Source organism: Geothrix paludis, assembly GCF_022808815.1.
In the GTDB taxonomy this organism is placed as follows: domain Bacteria; phylum Acidobacteriota; class Holophagae; order Holophagales; family Holophagaceae; genus Geothrix; species Geothrix paludis.
The window spans coordinates 18,706-34,906 of sequence record NZ_JAKZLC010000007.1 but is presented as its reverse complement, the minus strand read 5'-3'; the positions used below and the strand labels follow the sequence as shown (position 1 = coordinate 34,906).

The window sequence follows — 16,201 nt, the reverse complement described above, 5'->3', positions numbered from 1 at the left end:
CGCCTGTGAATCCCGCGATGTCCACCCCCACCCTCGAGATCCACCCCTCGGACCACGCCGCCAGCCCCGAGCAGCGCGCCAAGCTCATGACCAATCCCCGGTTCGGCCAGGTGTTCACCGACCACATGGTGGTGATCCCCTACAAGGACGGGCAGGGCTGGGGCAAGGGCGAGCTGAAGGCCTATGGCCCCATCGAGATGTCGCCAGCCTCCTCCGTGCTGCACTACGGCCAGGCCATCTTCGAGGGCTTCAAGGCCTACAAGCAGAAGGACGGCAGCATCGCCTCCTTCCGCCCCGAGGCCAACGCCCGCCGCTTCGCCACCTCCGCCGCGCGCTTGGCCATGCCCGAGCTGCCCGAGGAGCGCTTCCTCGAGGCCGCCAGGGCCCTCATCACCCAGGACCAGGCCTGGGTTCCCGGCGCCGTGGGCGAGAGCCTCTACATGCGTCCGCTCATGATCGGCACCGAGCCCGCCCTGGGCGTCCACGCCAGCAACGAATACCTCTTCATCCTCATGGCCAGCCCCAGCGGCGCCTACTTCTCCGGCGGCGTGAAGCCCGTGACCGTGTGGATCTCCGATGACTACGTCCGCGCCGCGCCCGGCGGCACGGGCTTCGCCAAGTGCGCGGGCAACTACGCCGCCAGCCTCGTGGCCCAGAGCCAGGCGAAGGGCGAGGGCTGCGACCAGGTGGTGTGGCTGGACGCCATCCACCGCGAGTACATCGAGGAGATGGGCGGCATGAACATCTTCTTCGTCTACCAGGAGAAGGGCGAGACCGTGGTGGTGACGCCGGAGCTCACGGGCACCCTGCTGCCCGGCATCACCCGCGACAGCCTGCTGCAGCTGGCCCGGGAGCTGGGCTACCGGTCGGAGGAGCGGAAGATCAGTGTGGCGGAGTGGAAGGCCGCCGTCGCCGAAGGCCGCATGACCGAGACCTTCGCCTGCGGCACCGCCGCCGTCATCACGCCCGTGGGCCGCGTGAAGTCCCGCAGGGGTGAGTGGCTCGTGAACAACGGCGAGACCGGCCCGGTGGCCGCCAAGCTGCGCGAGTCCCTGCTCAACCTCCAGCACGGCCTCGCGCCGGACCCCCATGGCTGGATGAAGAAGATCGTCGGATAATCCGGACAGACATTCCGGAGGGGGCCATGCCCACCGTCCGCAGCGGGAGACCCGCCTGGAGAGTCCCCCTCTCCGCGGGTCTCCTTTCCGTACTGGCCTGGGGCTGCGCCACCCCGCATCCCCTGGCCTACACGCCCGCGGTGCCCGAGCCGGTCCGGCGGGGAGCCGTCGCCGTGGCGGTGGTGCCGGTGGCCCCCGAGCCCGGGACCCAGGCCCAGCTTGGGGGGGAGATCGGCAAGGGGCGCGCGGCGGGGAAGGGGGCCGCCACGGGGGCCGCCACCGGGGCTACAGCCGGCTTCCTGGCCTCCCTGCAGACCGGCCCCTTCTTCGTCATCCTCGCCCCCATCCTCGTGCCCGCGGCGACCGTGATCGGCGGGGCGAGCGGGGCGGCGGTGGGCTACGCCCATGGCATGCCCACGAAGGACGCGGCGACGGCGAAAGCGGTTCTGGCGCGCAATCAGACCGACCTGTCGGCCGAGCTGGCGAAGGGGGTGGTCCAGCGCCTGCCCGGGACGGGGAAGATCCTGGCCGCCCCCGGCGCCGCGCCGGACCTGCGGGTGGAGGTCTCGGTCCTCTCCTGGGGTTTGTACGGCGGAGCAGGCTCCCATCCCGTGGCCGACTTCGAGCTGACGGTCCTCTACCGGGTGCTGGATCAGAAGGGGACCGTCCTGCTGGCCCGGCAGTTCTCTGTCGGCGGGCCCCGGCGTCCCCTCCAGGAATGGGGCACGGAGGACGGGAAGCGGCTGCAGGAGGCCGTGGGCGCCACGCTGGACTCGGCGGCCGAGGCCATCGCCGATTCCGCCTTCCTGATCCAGGACTTCTTCATCGCGAAGGAGCTGGGCCCCGCGACCTGCGGGCTGCTGCCCCGCCGGCCCCGGCCGGTCCTCCCCCCGACGCTCCTCCCCTTCGGCGGGGCCTCGCCCCAGGTCGAAAGCCTCCGTCCCGTCCTGCAGTGGGAGGCGTTCCCCCGCCGAGAGGACCTCGAACACGATGCCGGCGGCCTGTTCGGGCGCATCACCGACGTCCGGTACGACCTCCGGATCTGGGCCTCCGTGGGAGGCGGTCCGGGGCCGCTGGTCTACGAACGGACCGGATTGCGGCTGGACGCCCGCCGGGATCCCGTGGGGGCCACGCCCCCTTCCGAGGGGAAGCCGCCGCAGCCGGTGGAGAAGGCCTTCGTGGAGCACGGCCTCGACGCCGCCCTGGCTCCGGCCACGGAGTACCTGTGGTCCGTGCGGGCCCGCTTCCGCCTCGACGGGGAGGAGCGCGCCTCCCGCTGGTCCATGAACCAGACCCAGGACCCCCGGACCCGCCCCGCCACCGAGCGCTGGTTCTCCCCGCCGATGTCGGCCCGCGGACCGTGCCTGCACGACGGCATCCCGCCCCTGCGGTACCACCGTTTCCGCACGCCCTGATCGCGGGTTTTCATTCTTGACCTACGGGTTGGATGAAGTGTCCGCCTTAGGCGCGTAGCGTGGAGATCTCTTCCAAGGAGGAAGCCATGGTGCTGATCCGTCCTGTGGTGGTGGCTCTCATCGCGTGCGCGGTTGCCAGCGCGGCTCCGACCCGCATCGGCGCCGCGGCCTGCAAGATGTGCCACAAGGTCCAGTTCGAGTCCTGGAGCGCCTCGGCGCACGCCAAGACGAAGCCCGTGCTGGACTGCGAAGGCTGCCACGGCCCGGGCAGCGAGTACAAGGGCATCCGGGTCATGAAGGATCCCGCCGCCGCGAAGAAGGCGGGCCTGATCATGCCGGATAAGGCCCAGTGCGCCACCTGCCACGGCAAGAAGAAGGTCTCCCCCATGACCGACGCCATGTTCGCGAAGGTGCACGCCCACAAGAAGGGCTGACGCGCCTGGAAATCTGTCGCCGCCCCACACGCCGCGGGGTCAGCCCATCCGCGCGTGCTTGGCGAGCCACGTGGGCAGGGAGCGCAGGTTGTAGTAGGTGCCCAGGTTGTAGAAGCAGGTGGAGGAGCAGTGGGGCAGGCAGGCCTCCTTCGCGGCCCGCAGCGCCTCGGGGTTGAAGTCGGGCTCCCAGATGCGCCCCCAGTCGTAGGGGTGCGTGATGAGGTCGAAGCAGGGCGCGATGGAGCCGTCCGGCTTGATCAGCGCGCCGTTGTGCCCGGCGCGGCAGTCCCAGGGCTCGATCCGGCCGCGCAGGCGGTCCTTCATGGCCCGGAGGTGCTCGGGCGCGTTGACCATGCACCAGCCCTCCTCCTGCTTCTCGATGAGCCAGTCCAGGAGCGCATCCACCTCCTCGTACTGCTCGGGCCGGATGCGCAGATCGTTGTCCCGGTGGGCATAGTGCCCAGTGTCCACCGTCGCCTGCGGGTCCTCCAGCAGGTGGTAGTCGGTGCCGATGCCGTTCTGGCGCGCGATCTCCGTGAGCATCCGCACGTCCCGCAGGTTCGGGCCGCAGATGTTGATGTTGAAGAAGAGGATGTAGCCGTGCCTCTTCTGCTGGGCCACGAGGTAGCGGAACTGCGGCTCGATGGCCAGGAGCGCCTTCGGCAGGCCCTTCCGCGGCGCCACGCCGTCCACGGCCAGGTTGATGGCGGTGACGCCGGCGCGGCCCGCCGCATCAATGAAGGCCGGGTCCATGAGGTAGCCGTTGGTGGGCAGGTAGACGAAGAACCCGTTCTCGCTGCCGTAGCGGATCACGTCCAGGATGAAGTCCTTCCGCACCAGGGGTTCGCCGCCCATGATGGCGAGGACTCGGCAGCCCACCGTCTTCAGCCAATCGATGGCGGAGCGTGCCGTCTCGAGAGACATGCCCGGCCGGTGGTTGTCGTACTGGAAGCAGTAGTGGCAATCCACGTTGCACTTCCAGTCGGTGAAGAGGTAGCAGAGCAGGGGTCGGAACTCATCCGGCCGCAGCCGCGACCCGACGTAGGGAACGGCCCAGCGCCGGATGGCGCGGGCTCCGTTGAGGCCCCGGTACCGAAGCGTGTCCAGCATCGCTTCCTCCTTTCTCGCCCCAGCCGGAGGAGGCCGGCAGGGGAACCAGGAAGACGCCTTGAGCAAGATCCGTCCACCTGCCGACGCCGACCTCGGAGGGCCGACCGGCGGATGCGTCGCCCCATGCTAGGCCCATCTCCGGGGATGGGGGCGGTTTTCTTCGGTCTTCTGGCCTGGGGCCAAGAGTTGGCGATTCAGTGACTTCGAATCCCCCTCTCCCCGCCACGGCTTCGATGATCATCCGGGCAGGCCGGTTAGGGGGATTCCCTCCGGGGTCACCGCTGCGCGGGGTCCCCTCCGGCCGCACGAATCGCACGTCTCTCTGCCTCGGGTCCGACAGCCCACTGGGCTGTCTCCCCGAGCCAAGACGAGGGACGGCGATTCAGTGATTTCGAATCCCCCTCTCTCCGCCACAAAGAAGCCGCCTTTCGGCGGCTTCAGTGGCGGAGAGAGGGGGATTCGAACCCCCGGTACTGGTTTACCCAATACACTCGCTTAGCAGGCGAGCCCGATCGGCCACTCCGGCATCTCTCCAAGGCCTTCCAGATTACCGTTGGGGGCGGTTCGGCACAAGGCTTCTTGCCCAGGGCCGCGCCCAGCCTTCAAGATGGAGGCACGGAGGGATGGCCGAGCGGTTTAAGGCAACGGTCTTGAAAACCGTCGTGGGTGTGAGCTCACCGCGGGTTCGAATCCCGCTCCCTCCGCCACATCAGCGCCCCGCGTCGCGGGGCGCCTTCATGTAAATGTGGCGGGAGCGGGATTCGAAGTCACAGAATCGCCGGCTCTCATCTTGGCTCGGGGAAGCGGAACCTGTCATTCCGTCAATCCTGGCCGGAATTTCTGTTTGCACACGTATAGTCGGGGATCAGTGGTGCGGAGGTCGTGGTGCGGATGCTGCTTTCCTTGATGATCCCTTCTCTCCTGTGGGCGGCCCAGCCGGCCCAGCCGACACGGCCGGTCCACGACCACTACGATCGCCGCCTGGCGCCCCGGATGGTGCCCCTGCTGTCCGAGGTGATCCGCTTCCCCACGGTCGCCGGAAACGCGAAGGCCTGGGCGGACCAGAAGACCTGGATCCAGAAGCTCGCCAAGGGCCTCGGCTTCGAGGTGCGGGACGCGGGCAAGGTGATGGAGGTGGACCTGCCGGCCACGGGTGGGCGGGATGGGGCGCCGGTACTCGGTCTCCTCGTCCATGGCGATGTGCAGCCCGTGGACGATCACTGGAGCATCCCACCCTTCTCGGGGACCGTGAAGGATGGGCGGGTCCTCGGCCGCGGGGCCGCGGACGACAAGGGCCCGATGATCCAGGCCCTCCTGGCCATGAAGGCCCTGAAGGAGGCCGGCCCCACCCGGGCCAGCACCATCCGGCTCCTGGTGGGAAGCGACGAGGAGAGCACCAACACCGACATCACGGACTACCTGAAGGCGAACCGGCCGCCGGACCTCAGCCTCGTGCTCGACTCCGCCTTCCCCGTGGTCGTGGGCGAGAAGGCCTGGAACGCGCTCACCCTCGAGACCCAGCGGCCGACCGCTCCCACGGCGGACCGTCCCTGGACCGTGGCGGCCCTGGAGGCGGGCCTGGCCACGAGCATCGTCCCCGATCGGGCGGTGATCCGCTTGGCCTCCGCGGCTGGGAAGGATCCTCTGGTCGCCCTACGGAAGCGCCTGGAGCGCCGGCCGCTGGACCCCGGATGCCGAGCGGCCTTCAGCCTCACGCCGGAGGGGGCCGGTGCCTCCCTGACCATCACCGTCCAGGGCAAGGCCGCCCACGGTGGCGTCAACCTGGAAGGGGGCCGCAATGCGCTCGTGGCCCTGGCGCGGCTGCTGGACGGCGAGCTGCCGCCAGGCGGGGCGGACGACCTCCTGGCCTTCGCCCGGCAGGCGGGCGGGGACCTGTACGGGACCGGGCTGGGGCTCACGGAACCCGACCCGCTTTGGGGCAGGTGCGCCGTGAACGTGGCCACCCTCAAGCCGGAGGCTGGCGGCGGTCTGAAGCTCACCCTCAACATCCGCGCGACACCGAAGCGCTACGGGCCCGCGCTGGAGGCGCACCTCCGGCAGGTGGTCTCGGCGTTCGCGGCCGCCCGGAAGACGGCCTTCAGCTTCGGGGGCTTCTTCGGGGACACCCCGCTGGCCTTCGATCCCCAGTCCCGGTTGGTGAAGCGCCTCATGGCCGACTATGAGCGCGCCACCGGACGGGTGGATCAGCCCGCCATCTCCGGGGGCGGCACCTACGCCAAGCGCATGCCCCACGCCATCGCCTTCGGCATGTGGTTCCCCGGCCGGCCCTATCCGGGGCACGACGTGGACGAGCAGGTGCCCATCGAGGATCTGCACCGCGGTGCCCACGTGCTCATCGAGACCCTGGCCGACCTCGCCTGCGGCGAACCGCTGAAGGAGCCGTTCAGGCCCTGAGCCCTACCCTCGCTGATCCCAGCCCTCCGCCGCGCGGAAGCTGTGATAGCGCTCTTGGCCGAGGATGAGATGGTCGGCCAGGGGCACGCCCAGGGACTCGCCGGCGGCCTGGAGGCGGCGGGTGAGCTGGATGTCCTCGCGGCTGGGGGCGGGGTCGCCGCTCGGGTGGTTGTGGAAGGCCAGGGCGGTGCTGGCGCCGTATCTCAGCGCCTCCCGGAAGAACTCGCGGGGGCTGATGAGCGTGGCCGTGGCCGTACCCTGGCTGAGGATGCGCTCCGCCAGGAGGTCGCCCTTGGCGTTGAGGGCGAGGAGGCCGAAGCGCTCCTCGGTCCAGCCCTGGCAGCGGGGTAGCAGGTAGCTGCCGGCGGCGCGGGGACTGGTGATGCGGGGACGGTCGGACCCGCGCTGGGCACGCCGGGAGAGCTCCAAGGCGGCCCAGAGCTGGCCCGCCTTGGCGGGGCCGAGACCGGGCTGGCCCAGCCAGTCGTTCAGCCCCAGGGCCAGGAGGCCCGCCAGGCCGCCGGTGCGGCCCAGCACCGCCTGGGCCAGCTCCACGGCGCTGTGGCCCCGGAGACCCGTGCCCCAGATGAGGGCAAGGAGGTCCGCGTCCGAGAGGGTCTCGCCGTGACCGGCGAGCAGGCGCTCCCGGGGACGCTGGTCGGGGGAGAGGTCGAGGATGCGCATCAGGCCCTCACCCACTTCTGGCGGTCCCGCCGCCACCGGAGCACCTGGAGCCGGCCCTGGCCGGAGAGCCGCATGCACAGCGCTTCCTGGCCGTCGTTCAGGAACCAGGTGCTGGCCAGGGCCGTGTGGCGGGGGGTGACCGTGAGGATGGGGTGGGCCTCGCCCGTGCGGGTCGCCACCGCGGGCGCGTCCATGCCCGGGGGCAGGGGGATCTGGGCGGGCTTGCCCCACTTGATCCGGCGGCTGAGCTGCACCGGGAGGTGTTCCCCGGCGCCGCTGGCTTGGCCCAGGGCCACGGTGACATTGCTGCCCCGGGCCCGCGCCAGGCTGAAGGCCTGCTCCAGGCTGCCGCGGATCTCCTGGTGGGCCACCGAGAGCTCGACACTGCCGGGATCCCACTGGGCCAGGCAGATCATGGTCATGACGGCGGCCACGGCCATGGAGACGGTGAGGTCCAGCAGGGAGGTCCCCCGCTGGGAGAGGCGGCAGCTCCGGAGCATGGCCACCCCCTACTTCGCCGCGGCCGCGGAACGCGGCGAGGCCGTGAGGGCCAGGTAGGGCTTCAGCTTGGCGTAGGACTTCTCGCCGATGCCCTTGACGTTCATGAGCTCTTCCGGGCGCTGGAAGCCGCCATGCTGCTTGCGGAAGCTCACGATGCGCTCGGCGGTCTTCTGGCCGACGCGGGGCAGCTGCATGAGCTCGGTGACCGAAGCCGTGTTGAGGTTCACCGGCCGCTGGGGCGCCCGGGGGGAACGGCCGGCCGCGGCCGAGAGGGGAAGGGCCAGGACGAGCGCCAAGGCCAGAGAGGTGAAGGGGTTGGACATGGTTGCCTCCTTTCAGGCAGCCATGTCACATCGAGGGTTGTGCCAGTTTGCAAGTCGTGTGTTTGCAGGTACAAAAATTTTTCTACGAAAAAAATTTGTTAGATAAAAGTGACAAAATACACAAATTAGTTAACAATTATAATTATTTTAATATTTATATTTCGTTACAAAATTTTGAAAAAATTTTGTAACGCGACACCAAGAAAATAGAAACCACTCCACCCCCTGTCGTCACCGCTATCCTGGAGAGGTCCGAGGAGCGCTGCAGGACCCGGCAGATCGGCTGTGCGGGATCTCAGGCTCGGACCCATCCTTCCAGGAACGGCGCTCACCTCAACCCTGAACCGGGGCGATGGGGTGGACGCACCCTCCTGTCGATCCGGCCCTTCGTGGAGGTCCCATGACCGTCGCCACCACCGACTTCATCGTCGCCGATCTCGCCCTTGCCGCCTGGGGCCGCAAGGAGATCGCCATCGCCGAGGGCGAGATGCCCGCCCTCATGGCCATCCGGCGCCAGTACGCCGCGCAGCAGCCGCTGAAGGGCGCGCGCATCGCGGGCTCGCTGCACATGACCATCCAGACCGCCGTGCTCATCGAGACGCTGAAGGCGCTCGGCGCCGAGGTGCGCTGGGCCAGCTGCAACATCTTCAGCACCCAGGACCACGCCGCCGCCGCCATCGCCGCGGGGGGCACGCCGGTGTTCGCCGTCAAGGGCGAGACCCTGCCGGACTACTGGGAGTACACGCACCGCATCTTCGATTTCGAAAGCGGCGCGAACATGATCCTCGATGACGGCGGCGACGCCACCCTGCTGCTGCACCTGGGCGCTCGCGCCGAGCAGGACATCCACGTGCTCGATCATCCCGACAGCGAGGAGGCCACCGTGCTCTTCGCCGCCATCAAGAAGCGCCTGGCCACGCAGCCGAACTGGTACTCCACCCAGCTGGCCAAGATCCAGGGCGTGACGGAGGAGACCACCACGGGCGTTCACCGCCTCTACGAGATGGCCAAGAAGGGCGAGCTGAAGTTCCCCGCCATCAACGTCAACGACAGCGTCACGAAGAGCAAGTTCGATAACCTCTACGGCTGCCGCGAATCCCTGGTGGACGCCATCAAGCGCGCCACGGACGTGATGGTCGCCGGCAAGATCGCCGTGGTCTGCGGCTACGGCGATGTGGGCAAGGGCAGCGCCCAGGCGCTCCGTGCGCTCAGTGCCCAGGTGTGGGTCACCGAGATCGATCCCATCTGCGCCCTGCAGGCCGCCATGGAGGGTTACCGCGTGGTGACCATGGAGGAGGCCTGCGAGCAGGCCGACATCTTCGTCACCTGCACCGGCAACTTCCACGTGATCACCCACGACCACATGAAGCGGATGAAGCACAACGCCATCGTGTGCAACATCGGCCACTTCGACAGCGAGATCGACGTCGCCAGCCTCGAGAAGTACCAGTGGGAGGAGATCAAGCCCCAGGTGGACCACGTGATCTTCCCGGACAACAAGCGCATCATCCTGCTGGCCAAGGGCCGCCTGGTGAACCTGGGCTGCGGCACCGGCCACCCCAGCTACGTGATGAGCTCCTCCTTCGCGAACCAGACCCTGGCCCAGATCGAGCTGTGGACGAAGAAGGGCGGGTACCAGGTCGGCGTCTACACCCTGCCCAAGCACCTGGACGAGCAGGTGGCGCGGCTCCAGCTGGTGACCCTGAACGCGAAGCTCACGACCCTGCGCCCCGACCAGGCCAAGTACATCGACGTGCCGGTGGAGGGACCGTACAAGGCCGACCACTACCGCTACTAGGCTGAAACGCTTCGCGTTTCAGAGAACAGGGCGCCTTGCGGCGCCCTGCTCGTTTCGGGCGTAGACCCGGTCAGGTCGGCATCTCGGTCGGCAGTGGCGACAGGTTCGGGGGAACCTCCACCGCCTTCATCACCGCATGGCGGGTGACGGCTTCGCAGTCCAGCTGGGGCGTCTGCGTGAAGTGGGCAGCGCTGAGGTCGGAACGGATCTTCGCCAGCACCTTGGCCCGGGTGAGGTGGTTACCGCTGGCCCTCGCCTCGCGGCAGAAGTGCCAGCTGAAGGCGCCGTGCCAGTCGCCCTGCATGAAGGCGTCCGCAGCGGTCTGGCTCTCCTTGCAGGCGGTCCAGAGGATGTGGTGCGACAGGCCCTTCTCCAGCAGCTTGAGGTGCCCGGGGCGGGCCCGGCGGTACTCGATGTCGCGGAAGGCCTCGATCGAGGGCGGCGGCAGGTAGCGGGGCTTGCGGTCCATGAGCAGGTCCGCCGCCCGGAGGCCCGCGCCGCTGTGGCAGGTGTCGAGGAGGATTTCCAGGATCACGCTCTGGGGAAGCTGCACGAACAGGTCGTGGAGCTCGTCGTCCACGATGAGGTGGTCGCGGTCCCACTGGGGGCCGCTCTGGGCTAGGTCATGGGGGCAGAAGGCCTCGTCGGCCCGGTCGAACTCATCGAGGTTCAGGTCCGGCACCTGGGTGCCATGCCCCGAGAACGTGAAGACCAGGTGGTTGTAGCGGCCGGCCAAGGCGCCTTCCACCATGCGTCGCAGCTCGCGCATGATGTTGGCCTTGGTGGCGGCTTGGTCCGTCAACTGGGTGATATCGGAATCCTCGAAGCCCAGCAGATCCTTCAGCAGCGAAGCCATGTCGTGGGCGTCGTTCACGCACCCGTTCAGGTTGGCCGCGGGGAAGTTCTGGTACTGGTTGATCCCGATGCAAAGCGCGGTGCGGTGCAGCATGGGAGCCTCCTAGGCTTTGCTTGGGAACATGGGGACGGACGCGCCGAGCCCGCCCCCGGTGAAGGGCGGCGGATCCTGGTCGGATCGGAGGAGGACTGCGACATTCGGCGCACATCCCGGAGGACTCCAATCCTTCACGATAGGCCCAAGTCCCGCCGGTTCAAGCAACGGGGCCTTTTTCCGTAGAATGGACAGAGCCAATTGCGGCGGAGACCCATGAGCGACGACAAGAAAGAACCCTGGCTGAACCTGCTGGCCCTGACGACCGTGATCCTCGCGGTCTGCGCCACCTTGGCGACCTTCAAGGGTGGCGGCCACTCCACGCGGGCCGTGCTGAGCCAGAGCCAGGCCTCGGACCAGTGGGCCTACTACCAAGCCAAGGGCATCAAGGGGAACCTCTACGAGGTGGAGGCCATGCGCCTGCGCCGGGAGCTGGAGTTGGCGCCGAAGACGGCCCTGCCCACCCTGCAGAAGAGCCTCGCGGACGTGGAGAAGAAGGTGGCCAAGTACGACGGGGAGAAGGCCGAGATCCAGAAGGAGGCCCGCCGCTTCGAGGACGTTAAGACCGAGGCCCAGCGGCACGGCGCGGCCTTCGGCCTGGCGGTGATCTTCCTGCAGATCGGCATCCTGCTCTCCTCGATCGCCGCCCTGCTCAAGCAGAAGCCCGTCTACTACCTGGGCCTGCTGGTGGGCGTGATCGGGATCGTCTACTTCATCAACGGCTTCTACCTCTTCCTGGGTGCGTGATGTGGGAGCTCACGGTCGCCGCCGTCATCGAGCGGGAGGGCCGCTACCTTGTCGTGGAGGAGACCGACGGCGCCTCGCCTGAGCGTGTCTTCAACCAGCCCGCGGGGCACGTGGAGCCCGGCGAGGACGTCCTCGCCGCCGTGCGCCGCGAGGTCCGCGAGGAGACGGGCCTGGCCTTCACGCCCGAGGCGTTCGTGGGCATCTATCAGCTCCAGGCGCGGAACGGGAAGGACTACTGCCGCATCTGTTTCCGGGGCACCGTGCCCGAAGGCGCGGAAGCGGCCCCGGAGGATCCGGACATCCTGGGCTGCCGCTGGCTCACCCGCGACGAGCTGGCCGCCGCGCCCCTGCGCTCGGGCCTCGTCCTGCGCTGCGTGGACGACGTCATCGCCGGCGCGGCCCACCCGCTCTCCCTCGCCACAGCACTGAGGCGGGAGCGCTGAAGAAGGAACACCGACAGGCCCTAAACGCCCGTCGGTCCCTCTTGCGGATGGTCGACACCCGCAGGCGGCATGGCCGCCAGCGGCCTGCGCCGGTGGTACTTCACCGCGGCGGCCAGGGACGTGACCAGGCCCGTGATCCAGGTGCCCAGGGCCCAGGAGAAGGCCCGGCCCAGCGAGGTCTGCATGGGGCCCTTGGCCTTCATCACGGCCTCGATCTGATCGGCGCTGAAGCCCTGCTGGACCATCTTCAGGCGGCCCAGGGCCTCCATCTCGGCGAAGTAGCTGGGGAACACCACCAGGGTGAAGAGCAGGCTGCCCACGAAGATGATGGCGGAGGCGATGAGGGTGGCCCCCACGCCATCCTGCACCTGGCGCAGGTAGCCCTGGCTCGAGGCGGTGCCGCGGAGGGCCAGGATCAGGAGGCCGATCTGCAGGGGGATGGCCAGCCAGAGGAGGAAGAAGAGGCTGGGATGGCGGTACCAACCCGTGAAGCCCATGACGAAGGTCCAGAGCACCACCAGGATGCCGAGGACGAGACCTGTGCGAACCGCCGCCATGAAAGCTCCTAGAAGGTGTGCCCGCCGCCGTTCACGGGGAGGGTGGCGCCCGTGACGAAGCCGGCCCGCAGGAGGCCGACCACGGCCTCGGCCACATCCTCCGCCTGGCCGTTGCGCCGCAGGGGCGTGTGCTCCGCCGCCGCCTGCTTGTGCTTCTCCGGCAGGTCCGCCGTGGCGTCCGTGAGCGTGAGGCCGGGCGCCACGGCGTTCACGCGGATGCCCATGGGGCCCAGCTCGAAGGCCAGCGCCCGCACGAACCCCTCCAGGCCCGCCTTGGCCGCGCTGTGGGCGGAGAACCCCCAGCCGGGGTTGCGGGCGAGGCCGCTGGTGATGGCGATGATGGCGCCCTTCTGCTGCGCCAGCATCTGGGGCACCACGGCCCGGCAGCCGTGGAAGGCCGCGCCCATCTCGCCCAGCACCTTGGCCTCGAAGGCCTCCCAGGGGTACTCGAGGATCCCCTTCATGGGAAAGCCGATGGATGCGTTGAGGACCAGGATCCCGATGGGCCCCAACTCCACCTTCACTGCCGCGGCCATGGCCTCCACCTGAGCCCGGTCGCGGGCATCCGCCTTCACGGCCATGGCCCGGCCGCCCCCGGCCTGGATGTCGCCCACCACGGCCTTCGCGGCGGCCTCCGAGCCGAAGTAGTTCACGGCCACCGCGGCGCCCTCGGTGGCCAGGGCCTTGGCCACGGCGGCCCCGATGCCACGGCTGGCGCCGGTGACGAGCGCGACGGAATCATTCAGGGACATGAGCCCTCCTTCAGGCATGATGCACAATTCTCCGCCGGCCTCGCCGGTGGCTCAAGGCTCCGCAAGGTCCTGGATGGCCATGCCGCCGGCGCTGGCGGCATCCCCCGTGAGCACGCGGCGTAGGTATCCGACCTGGCCCAGGTGGAAGGCGAGGTGGGCCTCCAGGTGCAGGAGCAAGCGCCGGGTGGACATCCGGTGCCCGCCGATGGGGGTGGGGAAGGGCGCCTGGAGGGACGCGTCCGTCTGGGCCGCCAGGCCCGCCTCCACGGCGGCGATGGCGGCCTCCAGCTCCGCCGCGACCTCAACCCGTGTGCCTTCCCGCTGGGCGAACTCCCGCTCCCGCTGGCGCACGTAGCCGGTGCCCCCCAGCACGGCGCCCACGAAGTGCCGGAGGTTGCCCGCCGCGTGCAGGGCCACGTTCCCGGCGCTGTTGGCGATGCCCGGCACCGTGCGCCACAGCGCAGTGTCATTCGGGAAAAGCTCCACCTCGCGGATGAGGCAGCGCAGGTCCCGGCGGAACAGCAGGAGGAGGTCGGCGGCGAGGGGCGTCATGGCGACCATCCTATACCCACGGTTCCTGTGGGATTCTGGAGGCATGGACCTCCAAGCCCTCCTCGATGATCTGGCGGCGGAAGCCGCGCCCCTGGCGGCGCAGGGGAAGGTGGCGGACTACATCCCGGCCCTGGCCTCCGTGCCCGCCGCGCGCTTCGGCCTGGCCCTCGCCACCACGGACGGCCAGCTCCTCGGAACCGGCGACTGGCGCACGCCCTTCTCCATCCAGAGCGTGTCCAAGGCCTTCTCCCTGGCCCTGGTGCTGGCCCGGGACGGCGAGGCGCTGTGGAAGCGTGTGGGCCGCGAGCCCTCGGGCAACCCCTTCAACTCGCTCGTGCAGCTCGAGTACGAGAAGGGCATTCCGCGGAACCCCTTCATCAACGCCGGGGCCCTGGTCCTCATCGACCGACTGCTCACCCTCACGGGCGATTCCCTGGGCACCCTGCGGGACTTCCTGCGCATCGAGAGCGGCAACCCGGCCGTGGACGTGGATCCGGAGGTGGCCGACTCGGAGGCCTCGCATGGCCACCGCAATGCGGCGCTGGCCCACTTCATGGCCAGCTGCGGCAACCTGGAGAATCCCGTGGACCGGGTGCTGGACCACTACTTCCGCCAGTGCAGCCTCGCCATGAGCTGCGCGGATCTGGCCAAGGCCGGGCTCTTCCTGGCCAACCACGGCCTGCGGGCGGACGGCACGCGCCTGCTCTCCCGCAGCGAATCCAAGCGCATCAACTCGATCATGCTCACCTGCGGCACCTACGACGCCGCCGGTGACTTCGCCTACCGCGTGGGCCTGCCGGGCAAGAGCGGCGTGGGCGGTGGCATCCTGGCCGTGCTGCCCGAGCGCGGCGTCCTCTGCGTCTGGAGTCCCGCCCTCGACCCCCACGGCAACAGCATCGCCGGCGTCGAGGCCCTGGACCGCTTCACGACGCGGACAGGGTGGTCGGTCTTCTGAGGAAAAGCGGGACAGGATTAACAGGATGAAAGGCAGGATGAACAGGATTCAAAACTTGAAATGCTTTAATCCTGTTAATCCTGTCAGCGCTTTTTCTCGGTTGTCTCCGCCCGTACTAGCCACGCCGCCCAGCCGGTGAACGCCGCCACGGCGCCCAGGATGAATGCCAGGCGGAGCCAGGGCTCGCCGAAGGCCAGGCGCTGGCGGACGTCCTCCACCAGGGTCCACAGCCAGACCAGGGCGCCCAGGGCCAGGGTCCAGCGCACCAGGACCTGGGCCCAGGGCCGCGGGATGAAGAGGGGCGCCAGGAGGGCCAGACAGAGCAGCACCAGGGGTGTGTGCCCGAAGCGGAGGAAGTGGGCCCCCAGCATCAGCAGGGCGAGGAGGGCGGGCAGGCGGCGAAGGACGAACATGGGGACTCCCGGTTCTGGGAATCGTACCTGTTTATCCGAAATATCGAATCACAACCCGGATCCTAAGCCAGACCAAGCTTTCCGCGCATCAGGCGCCAGGAAAGTCCAGGCCAGGAAGCGGCTCTGCTTCTGGCCCTGGGCCATGGGCACCGTGCGGACCTCCACGGCTCCGGCCTGGCGCAGGGCCCGCTGCAGGCCGGGCAGGTTCGCGGAGCTGGAGACGAGCGTGGTGAACCAGCGCACCCGGGTTCCGAGGGTGGCACTTTCGTCGATCATCCGCCGGACGAAGCCTGCCTCGCCGCCCTCGCACCACAGCTCGGCCCCCCGGCCGCCGAAGTTCCGGGCCGTCCCGGCGGATCCCCGCCCCAGCTTCCGCCACTTCGCCTGGGCGGCCTCCCGGGCCTCCCGCGCCGAGGCATGGAAGGGCGGGTTGCAGAGGGTCAGGTCGAAGCGCTCGTCGAGCCCCACCACGTTCCGGAAGACGGCCTTGGGATCGGGTTGCCGGCGCAGGGCGATGGCCGCCGCCAGGTCCGGGTTGGCGGCCAGGATGCGGGCTGCCGAGGCGAGGGACGCACCGTCGAGGTCCGAGCCCACGAAGGACCAGCCGTACTCCCGGTGGCCCAGCAGCGGGTAGATGAGGCTGGCGCCGGTGCCGATGTCCAGCGCGCGCACGGTGGCGCCCCGGGGGATGGGTCCGCCCTCCGCCAGCAGGTCCGCCAGGTGGTGCAGGTAGTCCGCGCGGCCGGGGATGGGCGGGCATAGGGCCTCCGCCGGCAGGTCCCAGCCGCGGATGCCGTAGGCCTCCAGCAGCAGGGCCCGGTTCAGGGCCTTCACCGCGGCGGGATCCGAGAAGTCGATGGTGGGCCCGCCATGGGGGGCGCGCCGCACGAAGGGCCCCAGCTCGGGACTGGCGGCGACCAGGCGCGGGAAGTCGTAGCCGCCGCCGTGGCGGTTGCGGGGGTGAAGGCCCGGCTTGGCGGGTCGATGGGCAGGGGCTGGGGATTTCGGCGCCTGGGCCTGCGGCTTCGAGGCCAT

18 protein-coding genes, 2 tRNA genes and 1 riboswitch are annotated in these 16,201 nt (G+C 69.2%); of the genes, 9 read left to right on the top strand and 11 right to left on the bottom strand.

The window, feature by feature from the left end:
- The first annotated feature begins 17 nt into the window (after nt 1-17).
- From MLE64_RS15110 to MLE64_RS15100, 3 genes are all read left to right on the top strand, one after another.
- Nucleotides 18-1,118, top strand: a complete 1,101-nt coding sequence (locus MLE64_RS15110; RefSeq protein ID WP_243319002.1) for a branched-chain amino acid aminotransferase — start codon at nt 18-20, stop codon at nt 1,116-1,118.
- Between the two features lie 26 nt (nt 1,119-1,144).
- Nucleotides 1,145-2,533, top strand: coding sequence for a hypothetical protein (locus MLE64_RS15105; RefSeq protein ID WP_243319000.1), 1,389 nt, complete (start codon nt 1,145-1,147; stop codon nt 2,531-2,533).
- An 86-nt stretch (nt 2,534-2,619) separates the two neighbouring features.
- Entirely contained in the window at nt 2,620-2,967 is a 348-nt protein-coding gene (locus tag MLE64_RS15100) for a multiheme c-type cytochrome (RefSeq protein WP_243318998.1), read from the top strand.
- A 39-nt stretch (nt 2,968-3,006) separates the two neighbouring features.
- On the opposite strand, the gene MLE64_RS15095 is transcribed toward MLE64_RS15100, so the two are convergent.
- A complete protein-coding gene (locus MLE64_RS15095; protein ID WP_243318996.1) occupies nt 3,007-4,077 on the bottom strand; it encodes a radical SAM protein in 1,071 nt (356 codons plus the stop codon).
- A gap of 441 nt (nt 4,078-4,518) precedes the next feature.
- Nucleotides 4,519-4,611: transfer RNA gene (locus MLE64_RS15090), tRNA-Ser, on the bottom strand.
- Between the two features lie 83 nt (nt 4,612-4,694).
- Between MLE64_RS15090 and MLE64_RS15085 the strand changes: the two genes are divergently transcribed.
- Together MLE64_RS15085 and MLE64_RS15080 are read left to right on the top strand one after the other, a co-directional pair.
- Nucleotides 4,695-4,784 (top strand) — tRNA-Ser (locus MLE64_RS15085).
- Nucleotides 4,785-4,983: 199 nt separating this feature from the next.
- A complete protein-coding gene (locus MLE64_RS15080; RefSeq protein ID WP_243318995.1) occupies nt 4,984-6,492 on the top strand; it encodes a Sapep family Mn(2+)-dependent dipeptidase in 1,509 nt (502 codons plus the stop codon).
- 3 nt (nt 6,493-6,495) lie between these two features.
- Here MLE64_RS15080 and radC read toward each other — a convergent pair whose 3' ends face one another.
- The 3 genes from radC to MLE64_RS15065 are packed head-to-tail and all read right to left on the bottom strand — an operon-like array spanning nt 6,496 to nt 8,000.
- A complete protein-coding gene (gene radC / locus MLE64_RS15075) occupies nt 6,496-7,176 on the bottom strand; it encodes a RadC family protein (RefSeq protein WP_243318992.1) in 681 nt (226 codons plus the stop codon).
- The gene (locus MLE64_RS15070; RefSeq protein WP_243318990.1) at nt 7,176-7,676 is read right to left on the bottom strand and encodes a pilus assembly FimT family protein; all 501 of its coding nucleotides are present in this window, start codon (nt 7,674-7,676) and stop codon (nt 7,176-7,178) included. Before MLE64_RS15070 ends, radC begins: the two co-directional genes overlap by 1 nt.
- Nucleotides 7,677-7,685: 9 nt before the next feature.
- Entirely contained in the window at nt 7,686-8,000 is a 315-nt protein-coding gene (locus MLE64_RS15065; protein WP_243318988.1) for a ComEA family DNA-binding protein, read from the bottom strand.
- A gap of 248 nt (nt 8,001-8,248) precedes the next feature.
- Nucleotides 8,249-8,337: riboswitch (S-adenosyl-L-homocysteine riboswitch) on the top strand.
- A 63-nt stretch (nt 8,338-8,400) separates the two neighbouring features.
- Here MLE64_RS15065 and ahcY point away from each other — a divergent pair.
- The gene (gene ahcY, locus MLE64_RS15060) at nt 8,401-9,798 is read left to right on the top strand and encodes an adenosylhomocysteinase (RefSeq protein ID WP_243318987.1); all 1,398 of its coding nucleotides are present in this window, start codon (nt 8,401-8,403) and stop codon (nt 9,796-9,798) included.
- Between the two features lie 70 nt (nt 9,799-9,868).
- Here the strand turns inward: ahcY and MLE64_RS15055 are convergent, their stop codons facing one another.
- The gene (locus tag MLE64_RS15055) at nt 9,869-10,747 is read right to left on the bottom strand and encodes a caspase family protein (protein ID WP_243318985.1); all 879 of its coding nucleotides are present in this window, start codon (nt 10,745-10,747) and stop codon (nt 9,869-9,871) included.
- A 216-nt stretch (nt 10,748-10,963) separates the two neighbouring features.
- Here MLE64_RS15055 and MLE64_RS15050 point away from each other — a divergent pair, with 216 nt between their 5' ends.
- The gene (locus tag MLE64_RS15050) at nt 10,964-11,494 is read left to right on the top strand and encodes a DUF4337 domain-containing protein (RefSeq protein ID WP_243318983.1); all 531 of its coding nucleotides are present in this window, start codon (nt 10,964-10,966) and stop codon (nt 11,492-11,494) included.
- The gene (locus MLE64_RS15045) at nt 11,494-11,937 is read left to right on the top strand and encodes an NUDIX domain-containing protein (protein ID WP_243318981.1); all 444 of its coding nucleotides are present in this window, start codon (nt 11,494-11,496) and stop codon (nt 11,935-11,937) included. The genes MLE64_RS15050 and MLE64_RS15045 overlap by 1 nt, the downstream gene beginning before the upstream one ends.
- A gap of 20 nt (nt 11,938-11,957) precedes the next feature.
- On the opposite strand, the gene MLE64_RS15040 is transcribed toward MLE64_RS15045, so the two are convergent.
- The 3 genes from MLE64_RS15040 to MLE64_RS15030 are packed head-to-tail and all read right to left on the bottom strand — an operon-like array spanning nt 11,958 to nt 13,798.
- On the bottom strand, nt 11,958-12,494 hold the full coding sequence (locus MLE64_RS15040) for a DUF4199 domain-containing protein (protein ID WP_243318979.1): 537 nt from the start codon (nt 12,492-12,494) through the stop codon (nt 11,958-11,960).
- Nucleotides 12,495-12,502: 8 nt separating this feature from the next.
- A complete protein-coding gene (locus tag MLE64_RS15035) occupies nt 12,503-13,246 on the bottom strand; it encodes an SDR family NAD(P)-dependent oxidoreductase (RefSeq protein ID WP_243318977.1) in 744 nt (247 codons plus the stop codon).
- Between the two features lie 51 nt (nt 13,247-13,297).
- Entirely contained in the window at nt 13,298-13,798 is a 501-nt protein-coding gene (locus MLE64_RS15030; RefSeq protein ID WP_243318976.1) for a DinB family protein, read from the bottom strand.
- A gap of 43 nt (nt 13,799-13,841) precedes the next feature.
- Here MLE64_RS15030 and MLE64_RS15025 point away from each other — a divergent pair, with 43 nt between their 5' ends.
- The gene (locus MLE64_RS15025; RefSeq protein WP_243318974.1) at nt 13,842-14,753 is read left to right on the top strand and encodes a glutaminase; all 912 of its coding nucleotides are present in this window, start codon (nt 13,842-13,844) and stop codon (nt 14,751-14,753) included.
- Nucleotides 14,754-14,836: 83 nt separating this feature from the next.
- Here MLE64_RS15025 and MLE64_RS15020 read toward each other — a convergent pair whose 3' ends face one another.
- Both MLE64_RS15020 and rlmF read right to left on the bottom strand, forming a co-directional pair.
- Nucleotides 14,837-15,166 (bottom strand): hypothetical protein, encoded by a 330-nt coding sequence (locus MLE64_RS15020; RefSeq protein ID WP_243319174.1) that lies wholly within the window; start codon nt 15,164-15,166, stop codon nt 14,837-14,839.
- A gap of 48 nt (nt 15,167-15,214) precedes the next feature.
- Complete coding sequence (gene rlmF, locus MLE64_RS15015; protein ID WP_243318972.1) at nt 15,215-16,201, bottom strand: 23S rRNA (adenine(1618)-N(6))-methyltransferase RlmF; 987 nt, start codon at nt 16,199-16,201, stop codon at nt 15,215-15,217.